We start from the raw sequence: 21,769 nt of genomic DNA, 5'->3' as shown, positions 1-21,769 counted from the left end.
AACGGTGAATGGCAGCTTGTGCTCCCACTCGTGCTCAAGGCACACGCGGCATTCAGCTTGCCATTCACCGCTCTCACTCCAGATTCTAATCCCCTATCAAGACACAAGCGGGCTTGTCCCGCGATCACCGGCGTAGCCGGTGCCATGCAACGCGTCGTCTGCCTCGCGGGACAAGTCGGGGCGCCGAACCCTCGCCCCCACAGGGCGAGCGGTTCTCCGTTGCGACTTGCCCGCGAAAAGGCCGGTACTGACTCAGCACACCCCGATCAGAACAACTTCACCGTATAGCTCAGGATCAACCGGTTCTCATCGATATCGGTCCGGTAGTTGGACCGCGCCATGACATTGCGAACCCGCACTCCCAGCCCGGCCAGCGGCCCGCTCTGCACCACATACGCCAGGTCCAGATCGCGCTCCCGGTCACGCCCTTCGAAGCCAAGCCCGGTGTCCACATCCCCGCCCTTCACATAGCGCAGAGTCGAGGTCAGGCCGGGAATGCCCAGGGCCACGAAGTTGTAGTCATGGCGCACCTGCCAGGAACGTTCCCCCGGCGCCGAGAACTCGTAGGTTGGCAGCGTGTTGCCCATCGGGTTGGTGTTGGCCCCGACCTGGATGAAGCCATCCTTGCCGCCGATCTGCTGGTAGCCCACATAGAAGGTATGCCCGCCAGTCTTGGCCGAGAACAGGCTGAACAAGGCATGGTTGTCGTAATCACCGGCAATCTTGCGACCGTCCTCGCGGGCGTCGAAGTACCCGGCATTGACACCCAGCGTCCAGTCGCCCACCGGCTCGGCGTGCTTGAAGCTGTAGAAGCGCTGCTGGTAGATATCCTCCAGTTGCGCCTGCCACACCCCGACGCTGGTGCGGTTGTCGTTGAAGGCATAGTCGGCGCCGACGTAGTTGAAGCGGTCGCTGGTGAAGCGCGCCAGCCTCGACGGGTTGATCGGGTCGTTGACCAGCGCGTACATCTTCTGGCTGTTGGACGAGTCGCGCAGGCTGGTGGAGCGGAACTGGCCGGCGTTCAAGGTCAACCCGGCGATCTCGCGGGACTCGAGCATCGCCCCCTGATACGTTGGCGGCAGCAGGCGCAAGTCGCTGAACAACAGCACTGGCAGGTTGGGCATCAGCTCACCGACCTTGAGCTCGGTCTGCGACACCTTGAACTTGATCGCCGCACCCAGGCGGCTGTACTCGTCCGCCGACTTGCCGCTGGCAAGGCTCGGCAGCAGGCCCGACTTCGAATGCTCCGGACTGCTGTCGAGCTTGAAGCCAAGCAGCCCGGTCACATCGAGGCCGACACCCACCGTCCCCTGTGTATAACCGGAGCTGGCATTGAGGATGAACCCCTGCGCCCACTCCTGGGTTCGGGACTGGGTGCTGGCCCCCTTGATATCCGCATAGTCGCGGCTGAAGAAGTAATTGCGCGCCTGCAAGGTGGCGCGGGCGCCTTCGATGAAACCGCTGTCTTCGGCAGAGGCATCGAGGCACAGCGCTGCGGCGACGCAGCCACCGGCCAGTCGGGTGGCCGATGAAAAACGTTGGGAAATCTGTACGTGCATGGGGAGCGACTCCTGGATTCGGGCAACAGCGATCCACCGCGGCAGCCCAAAGGCCGCCGACGTGCGGATGGCGTGATGAAGGGATCAGGCGGGCGCCAGGCCCGCCGGGCTACCGTTGCGAGAAGCGATCGACCGCTAGCGGTTGACCAGCTTCGCGGGCAGCGCGATCACCAGGAAGCAGCTCAGGATCAGGCAGCCGGCGAACACCCACAATGCCGCATGGGAGGTACCGGTGAGATCGGTCACGATGCCCATCAGCGAGTTGCTCACCAGGCCCGCGATATTGGCCAGCGAGCAAGCAAGTGCGAAACCGGTGGCCGCAGCGGTGCCCTTGAGGAAGGTCGCCGGCAGGCTGAAGAACACCGGCACCGCACCGATGATCGCCGCCGAGGCGATGGCGAACAGCGCCACGGTCATCACCAGGTTCTGGCTGAACAGAGTGCTGCTGGCCATGGCGATAGCGCCGATGATGAACGGCACGATGATGTGCCAGCGACGCTCGCGATGACGGTCGGAACTGGCGCCGATCATCAGCATGCCGAGTAGCGCGGCCAGGCTCGGAATCGCAGTGAGCAAGCCGATGTGGAAGGTGTCGCTGACGCCTGCATCGCGGATGAAAGTCGGCATCCAGAACCCCATGGCATAGGCACTGAGCAGGATCGAGAAATCGATGCCGCCGAGCATCCATACCTTCAGGTTGAAGAAGCCATCGCGGAAGCTGTGCTTGCTGCCCTTGCCCTCGGCATCGTCCGCAGCCAGGTCGCTGGCCAGTTGCGCCTTGTCATCGTCGGACAGCCATTTGGCCTGGTGGAAATTGTTCGGCAGGGCCCAGAAGGTCAGGATACCGAGCAGCACGCTGGGGATCGCCTCGAGCAGGAACAGCCACTGCCAGCCATGCAGGCCGTGGACCTGGTCGAAGTGCCCCATGATCCAGCCAGAGATCGGACCACCGATCACGCTCGACAGCGGCAAGCCGATCATGAACAGCGCGATGATGCGCCCACGCCGGTAGGTCGGATACCACATGGTCAGGTAGTACAGCACGCCCGGGAGGAAGCCCGCCTCGGCGGCCCCGAGCAGAAAACGCAGGATGTAGAACTGGGTGGTGGTGGACACGAACATGGTGCAGGCCGACAGCAGGCCCCAGGTGATCATGATCCGGGCAATCCAGAGCTTGGCACCGACGCGCTCCAGGATCAGGTTGCTCGGCACCTCGAAGATGATGTAGCCGACGAAGAACAGCCCGGCCCCCAGGCCGTAGGCTGCGGTACTGAACTGCAGGTCTTCGAGCATCTGCAGCTTGGCGAAGCCGACGTTGATGCGGTCCAGATAGGCCGCGAGATAGCAGAAGCACAGGAAGGGAATCAGCCTCCATGTGATCTTGCGGTAGAGCGCTTGTGTGCCCTGGTCGGTTGCACTGTGAACCGCGGTTGCATTCGCAATTGGCATTTCTTGTCTCCTGGCGGCGACTTTGTGGTTGTTTTTAGGCCAGCAGTTTTCGACGCTCCAAGAGCGCCGCACACTACAGGCGGCTGTCCAGGGCAGCGTCACAAGACCCCGAGTGCTCCTGCGGGGCGACCGTCCGCACAGCGGACGGCGATGGAGCGGGCGTTCCTGCACCGTTCCTCGATTGTTATGGGTACAAGGCGCCCGGTTCAGTCGGCCAGGCGCTTGAGTTGCTCCATGGCCTCCTGGCGGCTGACGACATCGCCGTACTTGCTGTCGATGTCGAACAGGTTCGCTTCGTGCGGATCCTCATGGCGATCGCCGACGCACTCGCGCACCACGATGGTCCGGAACCCGTGCTGCAGCGCATCCACCGCACTGGCGCGGATACAGCCGCTGGTGGAGCAGCCGGCCAGCACCACGGTGTCGACCCCTTGCGCATGCAGCAGCGGTGCAAGGCTGGTGCCGAAAAAGGCGCTCGCATACTGCTTGCTCAGCACCACTTCCTGCGCCAGTGGCATCACCGCCTCGCAGAACGCGGCCAGTGGATTGCCCTCGACCATGTCCTTCATCACCGGCGCCTTGCGTACCCACACGCCACCATCGGCAAAGTGCGGGGGCTGGTAGCGGATATTGGTGTGGACCACCAGAGTACCGCAGTCACGCGCCAGCGCCAGCAGGCCGCTGGCCTGCTCGACGGCCGACACCACGCCGGGGGCGTAGAGTGGCGCACCGGGGGTGGTATAGCCCTGCATGAAGTCGATCATCAGCAGGGCCGCCTTGCGGCCGAAGCCGATGCGCTGGCCCCACACGCCCTGGTAGTTGTCACGGGCGCTCTGTGCGTCGCTCATGTCCGTCTCCCGTTTCAGTAGGCGCCCGACAGCAGGGCACCAGCGCCCGGAACCACAGGCTCCAGGTCCAGTGCCTTGAGCATGGCGTAGGTGGTGGCGATGGCCGCGGTGACCACCGGCTTGCCGGTCTGTGCCTCGACCTTGGCCACGGCGGGTAGCGACTGCATCTGCACGCAGGCCGACAGCACCACCACATCGACGCCTTCCAGGTTCATGCCGGCGACGATGCCCGGCAGGTTGGCCGGATCATGGCGCGCCACGGCGAGGTTGTCGGGGATCTCCAGCGCACGCCAATCCTGAACCTCGAAGCCCTCTTCACGGATGTAGTTCACCACCAGCTCGGTCAGCGGCTTCATGTAGGGCGCAACGATGGCGATGCGCTTGGCCTTCATGACGTGCAACGCCTCGACCAAGGCACCTGCACTGGTGATCACCGGCGCCAGCGCGTCGTTGTCGGCGGTGGCTTTCTGCAAGCGTTTCTCCGACTGGCGGTGATAGCCCAGCCCCATGGCCATGATCGCCACCAGGCACGCGTAGCCCAGCACGTCGACCTTGGCGTCGGACAACTCCACCGCGCAGCGGTCGGACTCGGCGTCCATCGCCGCCAGTTCTTCCTTCTTCACCTGCTTCATGCGCATGCGGCTGGAGTGGAAGGTGAAGCGCTCCGGGCGGATCGCCTGGCGCGCGGTGAGCATCGCCGGGATCTCGGTTTCCATGGTGGTGTTCGAACTCGGCACGATCTGGCCGATGCGATACAGCTTGGTCATGTCTCGTGCTCCTTCAGACGAGGGGATGGTCGAGGAAATCGCCGAAGGCGGCAAAGAAGCCTTCGAGGTCGTCCCAGGGAATCATGTGGCCGGCGTTGTCGACCTGAACCACCTGGATGTCCGGCTTGAGCTCGCGGATCTCGGCGATGTCCTGCGCCTGGATCACACCGCCACGCCCGGCCACCATCAGCAGCGCCGGCTGGCGCACGGCAGGCAGGTCCTGATGGATATCCACCTCGTGGAAATCGTTGAAGGCCCGCACGATCGCCGGCTCATGGCAGGTGTGCAGCCATTCGGCGCGCAGGGCCAGTTGCTCGTCGCTCCAGGTCGCGCAGAAGGCGCGCATGTCCTCGCCGGTCATGCCGATCGTGGCCTGGCGGATCGAATCGACGTACCACGGCAGCTTGCTCGGATACTCGCGCCGGCCCGGGCCGGACACCGGCGGATCGATCAGCACCAGGCGCTGCAGGCCTGGCGCGCCCTGGGCGGCAGCGCGAATGGCGAAGCGTGCGCCCATCGAATGGCCGACCAGGTGATAGCTGCCAAGCCCAAGCGCTGCGGCGAAGGCCGGAATGTCGGCGGCGCAGGCATCGGTGCCGTAGTCCAGGCCAGGGCCGCTGGAGGACAAGCCACGCCCGCGCACGTCCAGCACATAGGTGTCGAAGTGCAGGCCGAGACGCTCGGCGACGAACCCCCAGGTGATCGCCGGGCTGGTGATCCCCGGCACCACGATCAGCGCCGGCCCTTTGCCGCCGTAGCGCAGGTAGTGCTGGCGGATGCCGTTGGCGCTGACGTTGCCGCCGGCGACGAAGCTGCTCATGCCGCCTCCCCGCTTTTCAGTTCCTGGCCATAGAGGTCATAGCCGTAGACCCACGCCGGGTCTTCCTGGGTGTAGAGGAAGGTGTTGGCGTTGGACACCGACTGCACCCGCGAGGCGCGTTCCTTGCGGTTGGCTTCGTAGAGGGCGAAGGCGGTGCGGTGGTCGGACAGCCCGGTTTCCTGCAGGCAGCGGGTCAGCATTGCCGCGTCCTCGATGGCCATGCAGGCGCCCTGGGCCATGTGCGGCTTCATCGGATGGCAGGCATCGCCCAGCAGCACCAGGCGGCCACGGCTCCACAGCGGCAGCGGGTTGCGGTTGCGCAGCGGCCACTTGGTGATGGACTCGGTCGCGTCGATCAGCTTGTGCACCGTCGAGTGGTAGCCCTCGAATGCGGCGCGCATCTCTTCCTGGCTGCTGTCGACGAATGGGCCCTGGAAGTCCCAGGCCTCGTGCGGTACGCCGGTGACGAAGTAGTACTCGTCGCGTTTGCCGGTGGTGTAGTAGACCATCATGTGACGATCGTCGGTCCACCACTTCACGCAGTCCTCGAACACGTCTGCGTGCTGCTTGAGCTTGTCGCCGCGAATCAGCGCACGGTGAGCGACCCAACCGCTGTAGATCGGCGCTTCAGCGCCCAGCAGTTCCTCGCGGATCTTCGAGTGGATGCCATCGGCACCGATGACGATATCGGCCACGGTATGAGTGCCGTCGGCGAAGTCCAGGCGCACCTGGTCACCCTCGTCGACGATCTTTTCCAGGCGCTTGCCGAAATGCACGGTGCCCGGCTTGATCGCCTCGATCTGCAGCGCGTGCAGGTCGCCGCGGTGGATGGTGATGTACGAGGCGCCGTACTCGCGGCGAGCGAACTCGCCCAGCGGGATCCGCGCCAGGTAGTCGCCGGTCCTGCCGTCGCGGCTGAACCAGAAGTCCGGGTGCGAGCTCATCAGCTCCAGCTTCTGCTCGAGGCCCATGCGACGGAAGATCTTCATCACGTTGGGGCCGATGTGGATGCCCGCACCCAGGCGGGTGAACTCCGGCGCCTGCTCGAACACCTCGACGTCGAACCCGGCCTGCTGCAGCAACGTGGCGGCCGCCGCCCCACCCAGACCTGCACCGACGATTGCGATTTTCTGCCTACCCCGCATGGGTATGTCTCCTCTTGTTCTGATGTGTTGCCAGCGGTTCGGCCGCTCGACGATTTAGAGTGTATACGCTCTATTTTTTTAATTGGAAGAGGCAGTGCAAAATATTTTCAAGGACCGCGATCAATGGCGATAACGCGGCCGTTGTTACCGCAAACATTGGAATATGTGTGAATAGGTAACGTTTGATCGCAACGCTTGCGCTAATCGACGGGATGCGCTTTCATCTGAGCAAATATGGTGTACACACTATTGTTTTGCACCGAGATGACGCGCCCGGCACTGCCGTGGTGCAGCCGCTCGACCCTTGAGTCCTGACCAGGAGAACCCCCATGCCGGTGAGCAATGCAGAGCTGACCCAGATGTTCGAACACGTGCTGAAACTGTCTCGGGTTGACGAAACCCAGAGCGTCGCCGTGCTCAAGAGCCACTACTCCGACCCGCGCACGGTCAACGCCGCGATGGAGGCCGCGCAGCGCCTGAAGGCCAAGGTCTATGCGGTGGAGTTGCCGTCGTTCAACCACCCCACGGCGATGGGCAACGACATGACCGCTTACTGCGGCGACACCGCGCTGACCGGCAACATCGCCGCCCAGCGGGCGCTGGAGGCGGCCGACCTGATCGTCGACACCATGATGCTGCTGCACTCTCCCGAGCAGGAGCAGATCCTCAAGACCGGCACGCGCATCCTGCTGGCGGTCGAACCCCCGGAAGTACTGGCGCGCATGCTGCCCACCGAGGACGACAAGCGTCGCGTGCTGGCCGCCGAGACCCTGCTCAAGCAAGCGCGCAGCATGCACGTGCGCTCCAAGGCCGGCAGCGACTTCCACGCCCCGCTCGGCCAGTATCCGGCGGTCACCGAATACGGCTACGCCGACGAGCCGGGACGCTGGGACCACTGGCCCAGTGGCTTCCTGTTCACCTGGCCGAACGAGGACAGCGCCGAAGGTACGCTGGTGCTGGATGTCGGCGACATCATCCTGCCGTTCAAGAACTACTGCCGCGAGCGCATCACCCTGGAGATCGAGAAAGGCTTCATCACCGGTATCCACGGCGGCTTCGAGGCCGAGTACCTGCGTGACTACATGAAGTACTTCAACGACCCCGAGGTGTACGGCATCTCCCACATCGGCTGGGGCCTGCAACCCCGCGCGCAATGGACCGCCATGGGCCTGCACGACCGCAACGACGGCATGTGCATGGACGCCCGCGCCTTCTACGGCAACTTCCTGTTCTCCACCGGCCCAAACACCGAGGTCGGCGGCAAGCGCAAGACCCCGTGCCACCTGGATATCCCGCTGCGCAACTGCGATATCTACCTGGACGACCAGGCCGTGGTGCTGGCCGGCGAGGTGGTCGCGCCCGAGGAGTCCAAGGCCCGATAGGGGTTATACTGGCCCGGCGCTCCGCTTTCGGGGGCCGGCCAGCCAACCCACACAGCCCAAGCCATCACATGCCGAAGAAAACCGCCCCCGTTGCCACCCCGCTCGACACCACGCCCTATGACGTCACCGAACAGATCGGCCACCTGCTGCGCAAGGCGTACCAGCGGCATACGGCGATCTTCCAGCAGCAGGCGTGCGATCCACAGCTCACCTCGATCCAGTTCGTCACCCTGTGCGCCCTGCGCGACCACGGGCCCAGCTCCCAGGCCGAGCTGATCAAGGCCACCGCGGTGGACCAGGCGACCATCCGTGGCATCGTCGAGCGCCTCAAGGCGCGGGAACTGGTGCAACTGTCGCCAGACCCGGACGACCGGCGCAAGGTCATCGTCGAGCTCACCGAAAGCGGCTCGGCGCTGCTCGATGCGATGATTCCATGCGCACGACAGATCAGTGAGCTGAGCATGGGCAGCCTCAATGCCGGGGAGCGGGTGGCGATCCTGTTCCTGTTGCGCAAGATGATCGACAGCGACGAGTCGGCCGGCTAGCAACGCCTCCACTCCTCCCCCCTCAACGCCATCTCTGGCCTGCTTCTTGCTCACCATTTCATGTAGTGAGTACTTACCGAAAAAGCGCACCAATTGTGTTCTTTGGTAGCGCCCCAGAGATGAGCCAACAATGCAAACAACCATCTCCCTGCGGATCAACGGTCAGCTTGTGGATGTCAGCGCCGACGCCGACACACCGCTGCTGCTGATCCTGCGCAACGACCTGTGCCTGAACGGCCCCAAGTACGGCTGCGGCCTGGGCGAGTGCGGGGCCTGCACGGTAATCATCGACGGGGTGGCCGCGCGCTCCTGCGTGATCCCCCTGGCCGGCGCCGAAGGCCGCGAGGTCACCACGCTCGAAGGTCTCGGTTGCAAGGCCGCGCCGCACCCGGTGCAGCAGGCGTTCATCGACGAACAGGCGGCCCAGTGCGGCTACTGCATGAACGGCATGATCATGACCGCCAAGGCCCTGCTCGACCGTATCCCCAATCCCACCGACGAACAGATCCGCAACGAACTGTCCGGCAACCTCTGCCGCTGCGGCACCCACGTCGAAATCCTGCGCGCGGTGCGCCGCGCCGCCGGCCGCCAGGCCTGAGATCCGGAGAACCTCATGAATCACTCGCAACAGGTGCCTTCACGCGAGCAATTGCTGGCCAGCAGCGGCGTGCTGCTGATCGTCGACGAGATCACCCCACCCTCAGGGCCGGTCGCAAAGGGCGTGACGCCGGTCATCAAGGACCGCGAACTGGCACTGTTCATCGCCGTCAGCGACGACGGCCTGGTCTACGCCTTCAATGGCCACGTCGACCTGGGTACCGGCATCCGCACCTCGCTGGCGCAAATCGTCGCCGAGGAGCTGGACCTGCGCATGGACCAGGTGCACATGGTGCTCGGCGACACAGAGCGTGCGCCGAACCAGGGCGCGACCATCGCCAGCGCCACCCTGCAGATTTCCGCCGTGCCATTGCGCAAGGCCGCGGCCACGGCGCGACGCTTCCTGCTGCAGCAGGCCGCCCTTGAGCTGGGCTGCGCAGCCAATGCGTTGCGGATCGAAGAAGGCGCGGTGATCGCCGAAGACGGCCGTCGCCTACCCTTCGCCGACCTGGTGCGCGGACAAAACCAGCAATTGCGCATCGCCGACGACGCGCCGCTCAAGGCCGTCGAGGACTATCGCCTGGTCGGGCGCAGCGCCGCGCGGGTAGACATCCCCGGCAAGGCCACCGGCGAGCTGACCTACGTGCACGACATGCGCCTGCCCGACATGCTCCACGGCCGGGTGATCCGCCCGCCCTATGCCGGTCACGACAGTGGCGACTTCGTCGGCAACAGCCTGCTGGCGGTGGATGAAAGCTCCATCGCCCATGTGCCTGGCGTGGTCGCCGTGGTGGTGATCCGCGACTTCGTCGGCGTGGTGGCCGAGCGTGAGGAACAGGCGATCCGCGCCGCCCACGACCTCAAGCTGAGCTGGAAGCCGTTCACCGGCAAGCTGCCCGACCTCAGCGACGTCGCCCAGGCCATCCGCGACAACCCCAGGGTGCAGCGCACCGTACTGGACAAGGGCGAGGTCGACGCGGGCATCGCCAATGCCAGCCAGCGCCTGAGCCGCAGTTACCTGTGGCCCTACCAGTTGCATGGCTCGATCGGCCCGTCCTGTGCCCTGGCCGACTTCACCGAAGGCCAGATCCGCGTCTGGTCCGGCACCCAGAATCCGCACCTGCTGCGCGCCGATCTCGCCTGGTTGCTGGAATGCCCCGAAGCGCGCATCGAGATCATCCGCATGGAGGCGGCGGGCTGCTACGGCCGCAACTGCGCCGACGACGTGTGCGCCGACGCGGTGCTGCTGTCGCGTGCGGTCGGACGCCCGGTGCGGGTGCAACTGACCCGCGAGCAGGAGCATGTCTGGGAGCCCAAGGGCACCGCGCAACTGATGGAGATCGACGGCGGCCTGAACGCCGACGGCACGGTCGCCGCCTACGACTTCCAGACCAGCTACCCCTCCAACGGCGCCCCCACCCTCGCCCTGCTGCTGACCGGCGCGGTGGAACCGGTGCCGGCGCTGTTCGAAATGGGCGACCGCACCTCGATTCCGCCCTATGACTACGAACACATGCGCGTCACCATCAATGACATGACACCGCTGGTACGCGCCTCGTGGATGCGTGGCGTGTCGGCGATGCCCAACAGCTTCGCCCACGAGTCCTACATCGACGAACTGGCCTTCGCGGCAGGCGTCGACCCGGTCGAATACCGCCTGCGCCACCTGTCCGACCCGCGTGCCATCGATCTGGTCAAGGCCACCGCCGAACGCGCGCAGTGGCAGGCGCACACCCAGCCCATGCAGGCACCCGCCGAGGGCGATGTGTTGCGCGGTCGCGGCTTTGCCTATGCGCGCTACATCCACAGCAAATTCCCGGGTTTCGGGGCGGCTTGGGCGGCCTGGGTCGCCGATGTGGCGGTGGACCGGCGCACCGGCGAGGTAGCCGTCACCCGTGTGGTGATCGGCCATGATGCGGGCATGATGGTCAACCCCGAAGGCGTGCGCCACCAGATCCACGGCAACGTGATCCAGTCCACCAGCCGCGTGCTCAAGGAACAGGTGCACTTCGAGGAGTCGACGGTGGCCAGCAAGGAATGGGGCGGCTACCCGATCCTCACCTTCCCGGAGCTGCCAGCCATCGACGTGATGATGCTGCCGCGCCAACACGAACCACCGATGGGCAGCGGCGAGTCGGCCTCGGTGCCGAGCGCGGCGGCCATCGCCAACGCGATCTTCGACGCCACCGGCATACGCTTTCGCGAGTTGCCGATTACGGCGGAACGGGTGCGTGCTGCGCTTGGCGGTAACGGCGAGGATTCGTCTGCGCCAGCACCGCCCGCGTCGAAACGCTCGAAGTGGTGGTTCGGCTCGATCGCCGGCGTGTTCGGTGCCGCCCTGGGCATGCTCGCCACGGCCCTGCCCTTTCGCACGGAAATCGCGCCGGTGACGCCTCCGGCGGCCGGCAGCTGGTCGGCGGCGATGCTCGAACGCGGGCGCCAGGTGGCGGCGGCCGGCGATTGCGCGGTGTGCCACACGGTCAGCGGCGGCAAGGTCAATGCCGGCGGCCTGGCGATGGAAACGCCGTTCGGCACGCTGTACAGCACCAACATCACGCCCGATCCGGAAACCGGCATCGGCCGCTGGTCGTTCGCCGCCTTCGAGCGCGCCATGCGCGAGGGCATCAGCCGCGACGGCCGACATCTGTACCCGGCCTTTCCCTACACCTCGTTTCGCAATATCACCGACGGTGACATGCAGGCGCTGTACGCCTACCTGATGTCGCAGACACCGGTACGCCAGGAGTCGCCGGCCAACGACATGCGTTTCCCGTTCAACCAGCGCCCGCTGATGGCCGGCTGGAACGCGCTGTTCCTCAAGCGCGGCGAGTACCAGCCCGACCCACAGCGCAGTGCGCAGTGGAACCGCGGCGCCTACCTGGTCGACGGCCTCGGACACTGCACCGCCTGTCACTCGCCACGCAACCTGATGGGCGCGGAAAAAGCCGGCAAGAGCTACCTGGCCGGGGGCATGGTCGATGGTTGGGAGGCGCCAGCACTCAACGCCCTGGGCAAGTCGTCCACGCCCTGGAGCGAGAGCGAGTTGTTCACTTATCTGCGCACCGGTTTCTCCGACAAGCACGGTGTCGCCGCCGGGCCCATGGGGCCAGTGGTCAGCGAGCTGGCGACCTTGCCGGAGAGCGACGTGCGGGCCATTGCCCACTACCTGAGTTCACTGGACGGCGAGCCGCAGACGGTCGCGACCCAGGCTGCGCCTCAGGTCGATACGCAACTGTCCATCAGCAATGGCGAGCGGGTATTCAAAGGTGCGTGCATGGCCTGTCACAGCGATGGCCTGGGGCCGAAGCTGTTCGGTGTCAGCCCGTCGATGGCGGTCAACAGCAACGTGCACAGCGATGTGCCGGACAACCTGCTGCGCGTGATCTTGCACGGTATTCCAACGCCTGCGACCCGCGACCTGGGCTATATGCCCGGCTTCAGGGATAGCCTTTCGGACCGCCAGGTGGCGGACCTGGCCGCCTACCTGCGCCAGCGTTTCGCCGCCGACAAACCGGCCTGGCAAGGGCTGGCGGCGAAGAGCGCGCAGGTACGCGCCAACCCCGGCAGCCACTGAGGCTAGCGGCGCAGGCCGCGCAGGGCGAGATCGCTGATGAAGTCCAACCAGTCGGCCTTGGCCTGCTTGTCGGCGAGGTCTACGGCGAGGAACGAGCTGAGCGTATGGCGGTTGGAGTTATAGAAATAGCAGAGCGAGGCAATCATCAGGTAGGCGTGGGTGATGTCGATGTCATTGCGGAACAGGCCCTTGGCCTGCCCCGCCTCGATGATCGGCCGCAGCACGCCGACCGCCTCGCCGGACAGCGCCTGCAGGTTCTGCGACTTGCGCGCGTGCTGGCCCTGGTGAAGGTTTTCGGTGGCCAGGATGGTAACGAACTCGGGATGACGTACGTAGTAGTCCCAGATGAACGCCACCAGTTGGCGCAACGCGCTCTCGGGGTCGGACAAGTCAAGGCGCAGCTTGGCCTCGGCCTGGTTGAAGCTGGCGTAGATATGCTCCAGCACGCTGATGAACAACTTTTCCTTGTTGCCGAAGTAGTAATAGATCATCCGGTCGTTGGACTTGGCCAGCGTGGAAATCTGCTCGACGCGCCCGCCGGTGAAGCCCTCCTTGCTGAAGACCTTCACCGCGGCCTTGAGGATGTTGTCCTTGGTGCGGTCGGCCTGCTGGGCACGAACACCGGTTTTGCGAGTCTGCATGTCGGTCCCTGTGGGGCTGGCCAGATAGCCAACACTGCCACAGACATGGGGTGGGGCGCCAACGATTGGAACGGGGTAACCAACATGCAGCATGTCGACCGGCCCAGCAGATCGAACGCCTGCACAGGCCGATCGGGCTGGACCTGGGCAGCAAGTCGCCAGCGGAAATCGCCCTGGCGGTAATGGCGGATGTGCTGCGGGTGTATCGCGGCAAGGCGCGGGATGCGTTGTAGCCGCGATGGCCACTTCAATAGGCAATCGACAACTCGCGCAGCGCCGCTGAAGCCAGAAAACCGGAACGCGAGGCATATCGAGTATCGCGCTTCACCTTCTCGTCGATGCGCTGCAGCAGGTTCTCTGGCAGCGTCGCATTGAAACGCACCGCCTTGCCCAGGTAGGGCGTGACATCAAAATCAACTACGGCCCAGATACCACCGGCAAAATCCGGATTGGCCACGTGTACATCGATCTCCTGCGCCTGGGGAAAAGGCTCGTCATCGGCGACAAGGCCTTCAAAATGCAGCGCCAGTGCCTCCTGGACGTTATCGAGCGCCTGGGCAGCGGAGACGCCGGCAGAAAAACAACCTGGGACATCGGGTACGGTCACGCCGTAGTCGGAATCTATGTCCTTGTGCAAAACAACTGGAAATTTCATCGACTCATACATCTCCTTAACTTAAACCAGCCCCTAATACACACTACCCACACAATCCCTGACGAGCGGTGGCACGCTCTTTGAGGTGAAGGCTTTATCTGGTTCACATGTAGGACAAATGCACCTTGCCGCCCGCCAATCTCTTTCCCCACAATCCCCTCCACGCCGCACCACGACAGGGAACTCACCGTGCCATCCATCTATCAGCTCAAACCCCGCTTCCAGGCTCTGCTGCGCCCTTCGGTGCAGCGTCTCTACGATCGCGGCGTCACGGCCAACCAGGTCACCGTCGCCGCAGCGCTGGTGTCAGTGCTGCTGGGGCTGCTGCTCGCCTGGCTGCCCCACGTCACCTGGCTGTTCATCCTCGTCCCGGTGTGGATGCTGCTGCGCATGGCGCTCAATGCCGTCGACGGCATGCTCGCCCGTGAATTCGGCCAGCAATCGACCCTCGGTGCCTACCTCAACGAGCTGTGCGACGTGATCGCCGACGCGGCGCTGTACCTGCCCTTCGCGTTGCTGGTCGGGGTGTCGCCGGCACTGGTGGTGCTGGTGGTGTTGCTTGCCGTCATCAGTGAATACGCCGGGGTGATGGGCCCGCTGGCCGGTGCTTCGCGGCGTTACGACGGCCCGATGGGCAAGAGCGACCGGGCCTTTGCCTTCGGCGTACTGGGTACCGGCGTGGCCTTAGGCGTGCTGAATCCGACGTGGATCAACGGCCTGCTGCTGGTCATCCTGCTGCTCTCGCTCTATACCCTCTACAACCGGGTACGCCACGGGCTGGCCGAAACCCGCTGACCCCACCGCCGCAGGACAAGGACTTTCGCCATGCGCCAAGCGCAATCGCTGCACTTCTCGACCCACGACGGCGTCGAGCTGCACTACCGGCACTGGCCGGCCACCCGCAACGAGCACCAGCCGCGCCGGGCACTGGTGATGTTCCATCGCGGGCACGAGCACGGCGGGCGCATGGCGCACCTGGCCGACGAACTGGACCTGCCCGGTTACGACATTTTCGCCTGGGACGCCCGTGGCCATGGCCTGTCGCCAGGGGCCCGTGGCGACAGTCCGAGCTTCGCCACCAGCGTGCGCGACGTGCAGACCTTCATCGAACATATCCAGGCGCAGCACGGTATCGCCGAGCCCGATATGGTCGTGCTGGCGCAGAGCGTCGGCGCAGTGCTGATCGCCACTTGGGCCCACGACTACGCGCCCAAGGTGCGCTGCCTGGTGCTGGCCTCGCCGGCGTTCAAGGTCAAGCTCTACGTGCCCTTCGCTCGCCCCGGCCTGAAACTGCTCAAGGCCCTGCGCGGCAACTTCTTCGTCAACAGCTACGTCAAGCCGCGGCTGCTCACCCATGATCCGGAACGGGTGATGTCGTACACCGCAGACCCGCTGATCAGCCGACCGATCTCGGTGACCGTGCTGCTGGGCCTGTACGAGGCAGCCGACCGCGTGGTCGCCGACGCCCAGGCCATCCAGATACCGACGCAGTTGCTGGTGTCTGGCGCGGACTTCGTGGTGGAACGCGGCCCGCAGGAGCGTTTCTTCGAGCGCCTGGGCAGCCCGCGCAAGGAGATGCATATCCTGCCCGGCTTCTTCCACGACACCCTCGGCGAACGCGACCGCGCACACGCCCTGGCGCGGATCGAGCGCTTCATCGCCCACTGTTTCGACGCGCCGCTGCCTGCGCCTTCGCTGCTCGATGCCGACAAGGTCGGTGCCAGCTGCGCCGAGGCCGAGAGCCTCGCCGCACCGCTGCCGCACAACTCGCCGCGCGACCTCTACTGGCGCAGCTACCGCGCCAGCCTGCGCCTGGGCAAGGGGCTGTCCGAAGGGGTGAAGCTGGGTTTCGACACCGGCTTCGACTCCGGCAGCACCCTGGACTACGTGTACCGCAACCAGGCGACCGGCAAGGGCAAACTGGGCGAGCTGATCGATCGCAACTACCTCGACGCCATCGGCTGGCGTGGTATCCGCCAACGCAAGGTGCATGTCGAGGAACTGCTGCGCCTGGCCATCGCTCGCCTGCGCGAACAGGCACGCCCTGTGCACATCGTCGACATCGCCGCCGGCCACGGCCGCTACATCCTCGAAGCGCTGCAGGAGCAATTGCCGGACTCGATCCTGCTGCGCGACTACAGCGAGCTGAACGTGCAGCAGGGCAGCGCGCTGATCGACGAAAAGGGCCTGGGCGAGATTGCCCGTTTCGTCCAGGGCGATGCCTTCGACCGCCAGAGCCTGGCGAGCCTCGACCCACGCCCCACCCTGGCGGTGGTGTCCGGGCTCTATGAGCTGTTCGCCAGCAACCAACTGGTGGGCGACTCCCTGGCGGGCCTGGCCGACGCCGTGGAAGACGGCGGCTACCTGGTCTACACCGGCCAGCCATGGCATCCGCAACTGGAGATGATCGCCCGCGCCCTGACCAGCCACCGCGGCGGCGATGCCTGGGTCATGCGCCGGCGCAGCCAGGCCGAGATGGACCAGTTGGTGGAGGCGGCCGGTTTTCGCAAGATCGCCCAGCGCATCGACGAGTGGGGCATCTTCAGCGTCAGCCTGGCCCAGCGGGTTCGCTGATGACGCGCGAAGCCGGGCTGATCCGGCGCGGTGTCCTGTGGCTGTTGCTGCTCGGGCCGTTCTTCTTCCTCAGTTACGGCCTGGCCAACACCTACACCGCCGGGCGCGACGATGTCGGCAGCCTGGTGTTCGGCTGGGAACGGCACATGCCGCTGTGGCCATGGACGATCATTCCGTACTGGTCGATCGACCTGTTGTATGGCCTGTCATTCCTGCTGCCGCTCACGCGTCGGGAGATGGACCGCCATGCCCTGGCGCTGTTGACCGCGCAGCTGGTCAGCGTCAGTTGCTTCCTGCTGTGGCCGCTGCGTTTCACCTTCGAGCGACCGGAACTGGCAGGCGTGTTCGGCTGGCTGTTCGATGTGCTGATGGGCTTCGACAAACCCTATAACCAGGCACCGTCGCTGCATATCGCGCTGCTGGTGATCATCTGGAGCCTGTTCGCCCGGCACACCCGCAAACCGCTCTGGCGCTGGGCCGTGCACGGCTGGATGGCCTTGATCGGGCTCTCGGTGTTGACCACCTGGCAGCACCACTTCATCGACCTGCCCAGCGGCGCACTGGTGGGGCTGCTGTGCCTGTGGCTATGGCCGCACCAGGGCGCGTTGCCGCTGCGCGAGGCGCATCTGGCGCGTGAGCCGAAACGCTGGCGGCTTGGCTTGCGCTATGGCATCGGCGCACTGTTGTGTGCGCTGCTGGCCTTCAAGCTGGGTGGAGGGTGGCTGTGTTTGCTATGGCCGGCAGTGGCGTTGCTGGTGGTAGCGCTGAACTATGTGCTGCTGGGGGCCAGCGGATTCCAGAAAGCTGCGGATGGGCATCTGTCGAACGCCGCGACCTGGCTGCTGGCGCCTTACCTGATTGGCGCCTGGATCAACTCCCGAGCCTGGACCTGGCGGCATCCGCAGGCAGATGAAGTATGCGACGGGGTGTATCTGGGACGGATTCCCGGATTGGGCGAGGCAGGTGATTTTGCGGCGGTGGTGGATTTGTGTGCGGAGCTACCCTGCCCATGGCCAGCCACAGCGCCTGTTGACCCTGTAGGAGCGGGCTTGCCCGCGAATGGGCCGGAACAGACAATCTACCTCAGCCTGCCCACCCTGGACCTCATCCCCCCAAGCCCCGCTCTGCTGCTCCAAGCCGCAGAAGCCATCGACCGCCTGCGCCAGCAAGGCCCGCTGCTGGTCTGCTGCGCCCTGGGCTATTCACGCAGCGCCAGCGCCGTGGCGGCCTGGCTGATCCACAGCGGCCGCTGCGCCGACATCGACGCCGCCGAAGCCCTCATCCGCCAGGCCCGCCCGGGCGTGGTACTGCACCCAGGCCACCGTCATGCCCTGCTGCAACTCGGAGTCCAGCCATGAACCTGCACCTGGTCGCCACCCTGCTAGCCCGTGGCCGACAACTGGAACGCCTGTCCGACGCCCTGACCCTGCTGGCCGTCGCCTACGGCCTCGCGCCACTGCTCGGCCTGCACCTGCATCCGCTGGCCAGTGCGCTATGCATCGTGCTGCTGCTCCTCGGCCTCGCCCACAAATACTGGGCCGTGCGCGTGGCCCTGGATGCCGAGCTCTTCGATCGCCTGGCCAGCAGTACCCGGCTCACTGACGACACCCGCGCCCTGGACCGAGCGCTGTTCGAGCTGAACCTCAAGGCCCGCGCCGACGATCCGCGCGACTGGCCAACCCGCAGCCAGGCTGCACTCGCCCTGTTGCGCCGCCAGGCACTGTGCCTGGGCCTGCAGTTGCTGTTGACCTTGGCTACCCTGCTGACACTGCCCTTCACCGGATGACCCGCACCATGCTCGCCGCCCTCACCGCTTTCGCCATCACCTCCGCCGCGCGCCTGATCACCGGCGCCCGTGCCCTGTGGCTCGGCTGCACGCCACAACCGGTGCAGCGCCTGTACTTCGCCAACCACAGCAGCCACGGCGATTTCGTCCTGCTCTGGGCCTCCCTGCCGGAGCCCTTGCGGCGCCGAACGCGGCCCGTGGCCGGCGCGGACTACTGGAACAAGCCCGGGCTGCGCGATTTCGTCATTCGCAAGGTGTTCAACGGCATCCTCATCGATCGCCAGCGCAGCGAAGGCCAGGACAACCCGTTGCAACCGGTGCTCGACGCCCTGGCCCAGGGCGATTCGCTGATCTTCTTTCCGGAAGGCACGCGCAATCTTGGAGACGATCCACTGCTGCCGTTCAAGAGCGGCCTGTTCCACCTCGCCTCTGCCCAGCCGGAAATCGAGGTGGTACCGGTGTGGATCGCCAACCTCAACCGGGTGATGCCCAAGGGCCGCGCCCTGCCGTTGCCGCTGCTGTGCACGCTGAGTTTCGGCGAGCCATTGCAGGTGCTGCCTGACGAAAGCAAGCAGGCGTTTCTCGAGCGGGCCCGTCAGGCCTTGCTGAACCTGGCCCCGAAGGAAGCCTGAGATGGATCACAACACCTTGTCCCTGTTCGCCGGCATCGGCGCCCTGCTGCTCCTGGCCAGCATCATCGGCCGCCTGCTCAAGTGGCGCGCAGGCTCCGCGCCGCACGCGGTGATCGACAACCTCAATGCACGCATCAACGCCTGGTGGGTGATGGTGCTGGTGATCGGCCTTGCCTTCGTGTTCGGCAAGTACGGTGTGATCGTGCTGTTCTATTGCGTGTCGTTCTACGCCCTGCGCGAGTTCATGACCCTCACCCCGACCCGGCGCAGCGACTACCCGGCGCTGGTGGCTGCGTTCTACGTCGCGTTGCCGGTGCAGTATTTGCTGATCGCCATGGACTGGTACGGCATGTTCAGCATCTTCATCCCGGTGTACCTGTTTTTGCTGCTGCCGATCCTGGCCAGCTTTGGCGGCGATACGACGCGCTTCCTGGAGCGCGCCTCGAAGGTGCAGTGGGGCCTGATGATCGCGGTGTACTGCGTGTCGTCGGTGCCCGCGTTGATGACCTTGGACATCCCCGGCTACGAGGGCCGCAACCTGCTGCTGATCGCCTGGCTGATCCTGGTGGTGCAGATCAGCGACGTGCTGCAGTACGTGTGCGGCAAGCTGTTCGGCAAGCGCAAGGTGGCGCCCAACCTGTCGCCGTCCAAAACCGTCGAAGGCCTGGCCGGCGGGGTGGCTCTGGCCACGCTGGTCGGCGCGCTGCTGTGCTGGATCACCCCGTTCAACTTCTGGCAGGCAGCGCTGATGGCGCTGACGGTCAACGCCATGGGTTTCTTTGGCGGGCTGGTGATGTCGGCCATCAAGCGCGACCGTGGGGTAAAGGACTGGGGGCACATGATCGAAGGGCATGGCGGCATGCTCGACCGCATGGATTCGGTGTGCTTCGCCGCGCCGGTGTTCTTCCACTTCGTGCGCTACTGGTGGGCCTAGCCCAGTGCAGGGTCGGGGTGCAGCGGTGTTGCGCCCTACCCGCCCCTACCGATCCTCACCACCAATACCCCCCTGGGGTATAAGCACTGCGCGACACCCCGCTGGCTCAAGCCCCTGAAATCACTTGAGGTAGGAGCGCAGCAGCGCAGCCACCTTGTCCGCCTCTTCCTGGCGCTCTTGGACGCTCAGCCCGTCCGCCACCAGGTGCTCGCGGATATGCCCTTCCATGACCTCGGCCATCAGGCCGTTTACCGCCCCGCGCACCGCAGCGATCTGCTGCAGGATCGCGAGACAGTCCTTCTCCTGCTCGAGCGCCGTCTCCAGTGCGCCGGCCTGGCCCTTGATCTTGCGCACTCGGGTCAGCAGCGACTTCTTGTTCTTCAACGTATGTGCCATGGCGCCTCACATCATGATATGTATACTGGGGTATAGTATATTTCTGGATCATACGGGAGCATGATAAACCATGAAGGCCACCGCCTCTGACAAATGGCTGCACAGCCATCAGTTCCATACCAGCAACCTCGGTGCCGAGCGCAAGACGCGCCTGGCCGTCTGGCTCACGGCGATCATGATGGTCGCGGAAATCGCCGGGGGCTGGTTCTTCAACTCCATGGCGCTGCTCGCCGATGGCTGGCACATGAGCTCGCATGCCCTGGCCCTGGGCCTTTCGCTATTGGCCTACGCCGCAGCACGCCGCTATGCCACAGATCGGCGCTTTGCCTTCGGCACCTGGAAGATCGAGATCCTGGGCGGCTACTCCAGCGCCCTGCTGCTGCTCGGGGTCGCGGGGCTGATGGCCTTCCAGTCGGTCGAGCGCCTGCTCACGCCGGGTCCCATCCACTACAACGAGGCAATCTTCATCGCTGTGATCGGCCTTGGAGTCAACCTGATCTGCGCCTGGCTGCTGCGCGACGATCATGCCCACCACCACGAGCAAAACCATGAGCATGGCCACCACCAACACGACCTGAACCTGCGCTCGGCCTACCTGCACGTCATCGCCGATGCGGCGACCTCCGTGCTGGCTATCGTCGCCCTGGTGGCGGGCAAATTGTGGGGCGCCGCCTGGCTCGACCCAGTCATGGGCCTGCTTGGCGCAGTACTGGTGGCTCTTTGGGCAAGGGGACTGCTGCGAGACACCGGGAGGGTGCTGCTGGATGCCGAGATGGACGCGCCACTGGTCGAAGAAATCCGCGAAGCGATCGCCGCGCTGCCAGTCCAGGCGAACATCACCGACCTGCACCTGTGGCGCGTCGGCAAAGACCAGTACGCCTGCATCCTCGGCCTGGCCTGCACTACAGAGCTGAGTGCCGACCGTGTACGCCAGGCATTGGCGGAACACGAGGAGCTTGCGCATATCACCGTCGAGGTGAACGCCATAGCGCATCCAGACAGATGAATGTCGAGCGCAGGCAACCGTGCCTTTCGCCCAGCCCCTAAGGTGACGGGTCACTCAGCCCGTCATCAGGAGCCCTGCCATGTCCGACTTCATCACCGTCCTGCGCGAAACCTGTCCGACCCCGGTGGTCGATGCAACCAAGTGGAAACGCATCGGCGGCGACCCGCACACCGTCAACCTCAACGCCTACCTGTCGGCCGATGGCAGCAAGATCATGGGCACCTGGATCTGCACGCCTGGCAAGTTCGAGGTCAACTACGAGAAGTGGGAGTTCTGCCACTTCCTCGAGGGCTACTGCATCATCACCCCCGAAGGCGAAGAGCCCAAGCACCTCAAGGGCGGCGATGTGTTCGTCATCGAGCCCGGCATGAAAGGCACCTGGGAAGTGGTCGAGACCGTACGCAAGTACTTCGTCTTCGCCTGACTGCGGCCGACGGAGCGGGCGTGCAGCCGGGCCGG

The 21,769-nt window shown here is 65.1% G+C and carries 22 protein-coding genes; 13 read left to right on the top strand and 9 right to left on the bottom strand.

Annotated features, from left to right (window positions below; all coding sequences use genetic code 11):
* Positions 1-266: 266 nt before the first annotated feature.
* The 6 genes from ACNFHO_RS25725 to nicC form a co-directional block, all read right to left on the bottom strand.
* Positions 267-1,559 (bottom strand): OprD family porin, encoded by a 1,293-nt coding sequence (locus ACNFHO_RS25725; protein ID WP_063542690.1) that lies wholly within the window; start codon positions 1,557-1,559, stop codon positions 267-269.
* Positions 1,560-1,694: 135 nt separating this feature from the next.
* Positions 1,695-3,008 carry an MFS transporter gene (locus ACNFHO_RS25720; protein ID WP_063542688.1) on the bottom strand — a complete coding sequence of 438 codons (1,314 nt, stop codon included), beginning with the start codon at positions 3,006-3,008 and terminating at the stop codon, positions 1,695-1,697.
* A 206-nt stretch (positions 3,009-3,214) separates the two neighbouring features.
* Positions 3,215-3,856: an N-carbamoylsarcosine amidohydrolase gene (locus ACNFHO_RS25715; protein ID WP_065861555.1), complete on the bottom strand. Its 642-nt coding sequence runs from the start codon at positions 3,854-3,856 to the stop codon at positions 3,215-3,217.
* A 14-nt stretch (positions 3,857-3,870) separates the two neighbouring features.
* Complete coding sequence (locus ACNFHO_RS25710; protein WP_054892653.1) at positions 3,871-4,623, bottom strand: Asp/Glu racemase; 753 nt, start codon at positions 4,621-4,623, stop codon at positions 3,871-3,873.
* Between the two features lie 13 nt (positions 4,624-4,636).
* Entirely contained in the window at positions 4,637-5,443 is an 807-nt protein-coding gene (gene nicD, locus ACNFHO_RS25705; RefSeq protein WP_416767788.1) for an N-formylmaleamate deformylase, read from the bottom strand.
* Complete coding sequence (gene nicC, locus ACNFHO_RS25700) at positions 5,440-6,588, bottom strand: 6-hydroxynicotinate 3-monooxygenase (protein ID WP_063542682.1); 1,149 nt, start codon at positions 6,586-6,588, stop codon at positions 5,440-5,442. Before nicC ends, nicD begins: the two co-directional genes overlap by 4 nt.
* 329 nt (positions 6,589-6,917) lie before the next feature.
* On the opposite strand from nicC, the gene ACNFHO_RS25695 reads away from it, so the two are divergent.
* The 4 genes from ACNFHO_RS25695 (at position 6,918) to ACNFHO_RS25680 (ending at position 12,686) form a co-directional block, all read left to right on the top strand.
* Positions 6,918-7,970 carry a 2,5-dihydroxypyridine 5,6-dioxygenase gene (locus ACNFHO_RS25695; protein ID WP_063542680.1) on the top strand — a complete coding sequence of 351 codons (1,053 nt, stop codon included), beginning with the start codon at positions 6,918-6,920 and terminating at the stop codon, positions 7,968-7,970.
* A gap of 68 nt (positions 7,971-8,038) precedes the next feature.
* Positions 8,039-8,515: a MarR family winged helix-turn-helix transcriptional regulator gene (locus ACNFHO_RS25690; RefSeq protein WP_063542678.1), complete on the top strand. Its 477-nt coding sequence runs from the start codon at positions 8,039-8,041 to the stop codon at positions 8,513-8,515.
* A gap of 130 nt (positions 8,516-8,645) precedes the next feature.
* Positions 8,646-9,113: a (2Fe-2S)-binding protein gene (locus tag ACNFHO_RS25685; RefSeq protein WP_416767787.1), complete on the top strand. Its 468-nt coding sequence runs from the start codon at positions 8,646-8,648 to the stop codon at positions 9,111-9,113.
* 15 nt (positions 9,114-9,128) lie between these two features.
* The gene (locus ACNFHO_RS25680) at positions 9,129-12,686 is read left to right on the top strand and encodes a molybdopterin cofactor-binding domain-containing protein (RefSeq protein ID WP_416767786.1); all 3,558 of its coding nucleotides are present in this window, start codon (positions 9,129-9,131) and stop codon (positions 12,684-12,686) included.
* A 2-nt stretch (positions 12,687-12,688) separates the two neighbouring features.
* On the opposite strand, the gene ACNFHO_RS25675 is transcribed toward ACNFHO_RS25680, so the two are convergent.
* Positions 12,689-13,327 carry a TetR family transcriptional regulator gene (locus tag ACNFHO_RS25675; protein WP_054892660.1) on the bottom strand — a complete coding sequence of 213 codons (639 nt, stop codon included), beginning with the start codon at positions 13,325-13,327 and terminating at the stop codon, positions 12,689-12,691.
* 8 nt (positions 13,328-13,335) lie between these two features.
* Between ACNFHO_RS25675 and ACNFHO_RS25670 the strand changes: the two genes are divergently transcribed.
* Complete coding sequence (locus ACNFHO_RS25670; RefSeq protein ID WP_416767790.1) at positions 13,336-13,560, top strand: XdhC family protein; 225 nt, start codon at positions 13,336-13,338, stop codon at positions 13,558-13,560.
* A gap of 14 nt (positions 13,561-13,574) precedes the next feature.
* Here ACNFHO_RS25670 and ACNFHO_RS25665 read toward each other — a convergent pair whose 3' ends face one another.
* Positions 13,575-13,982 (bottom strand): type II toxin-antitoxin system HicB family antitoxin, encoded by a 408-nt coding sequence (locus tag ACNFHO_RS25665; protein ID WP_416767785.1) that lies wholly within the window; start codon positions 13,980-13,982, stop codon positions 13,575-13,577.
* Positions 13,983-14,171: 189 nt separating this feature from the next.
* On the opposite strand from ACNFHO_RS25665, the gene ACNFHO_RS25660 reads away from it, so the two are divergent.
* The 6 genes from ACNFHO_RS25660 to ACNFHO_RS25635 are packed head-to-tail and all read left to right on the top strand — an operon-like array spanning position 14,172 to position 19,908.
* The gene (locus ACNFHO_RS25660) at positions 14,172-14,777 is read left to right on the top strand and encodes a CDP-alcohol phosphatidyltransferase family protein (protein WP_416767784.1); all 606 of its coding nucleotides are present in this window, start codon (positions 14,172-14,174) and stop codon (positions 14,775-14,777) included.
* A 30-nt stretch (positions 14,778-14,807) separates the two neighbouring features.
* Positions 14,808-16,556, top strand: a complete 1,749-nt coding sequence (locus tag ACNFHO_RS25655) for a bifunctional alpha/beta hydrolase/class I SAM-dependent methyltransferase (RefSeq protein WP_416767783.1) — start codon at positions 14,808-14,810, stop codon at positions 16,554-16,556.
* Positions 16,556-17,914: a phosphatase PAP2/dual specificity phosphatase family protein gene (locus tag ACNFHO_RS25650; protein WP_416767782.1), complete on the top strand. Its 1,359-nt coding sequence runs from the start codon at positions 16,556-16,558 to the stop codon at positions 17,912-17,914. The genes ACNFHO_RS25655 and ACNFHO_RS25650 overlap by 1 nt, the downstream gene beginning before the upstream one ends.
* Positions 17,911-18,342, top strand: a complete 432-nt coding sequence (locus ACNFHO_RS25645; RefSeq protein WP_416767781.1) for a hypothetical protein — start codon at positions 17,911-17,913, stop codon at positions 18,340-18,342. The genes ACNFHO_RS25650 and ACNFHO_RS25645 overlap by 4 nt, the downstream gene beginning before the upstream one ends.
* Before the next feature lie 8 nt (positions 18,343-18,350).
* Positions 18,351-18,974, top strand: a complete 624-nt coding sequence (locus tag ACNFHO_RS25640; RefSeq protein ID WP_416767780.1) for a lysophospholipid acyltransferase family protein — start codon at positions 18,351-18,353, stop codon at positions 18,972-18,974.
* A gap of 1 nt (position 18,975) precedes the next feature.
* Positions 18,976-19,908 carry a phosphatidate cytidylyltransferase gene (locus ACNFHO_RS25635; protein WP_063542666.1) on the top strand — a complete coding sequence of 311 codons (933 nt, stop codon included), beginning with the start codon at positions 18,976-18,978 and terminating at the stop codon, positions 19,906-19,908.
* A gap of 120 nt (positions 19,909-20,028) precedes the next feature.
* On the opposite strand, the gene ACNFHO_RS25630 is transcribed toward ACNFHO_RS25635, so the two are convergent.
* Positions 20,029-20,304, bottom strand: coding sequence for a metal/formaldehyde-sensitive transcriptional repressor (locus ACNFHO_RS25630; RefSeq protein WP_063542664.1), 276 nt, complete (start codon positions 20,302-20,304; stop codon positions 20,029-20,031).
* Between the two features lie 70 nt (positions 20,305-20,374).
* Between ACNFHO_RS25630 and dmeF the strand changes: the two genes are divergently transcribed.
* A complete protein-coding gene (gene dmeF / locus ACNFHO_RS25625; RefSeq protein WP_416767779.1) occupies positions 20,375-21,310 on the top strand; it encodes a CDF family Co(II)/Ni(II) efflux transporter DmeF in 936 nt (311 codons plus the stop codon).
* Between the two features lie 79 nt (positions 21,311-21,389).
* Positions 21,390-21,734 carry a cupin domain-containing protein gene (locus tag ACNFHO_RS25620; RefSeq protein ID WP_063542660.1) on the top strand — a complete coding sequence of 115 codons (345 nt, stop codon included), beginning with the start codon at positions 21,390-21,392 and terminating at the stop codon, positions 21,732-21,734.
* The last annotated feature ends 35 nt before the right edge of the window (positions 21,735-21,769 follow it).

Source organism: Pseudomonas sp. NY15374 (genome assembly GCF_048068255.1).
Taxonomy (GTDB): Bacteria; Pseudomonadota; Gammaproteobacteria; order Pseudomonadales; family Pseudomonadaceae; genus Aquipseudomonas; species Aquipseudomonas machongensis.
This window is presented reverse-complemented; position numbering and strand designations above follow the sequence as displayed.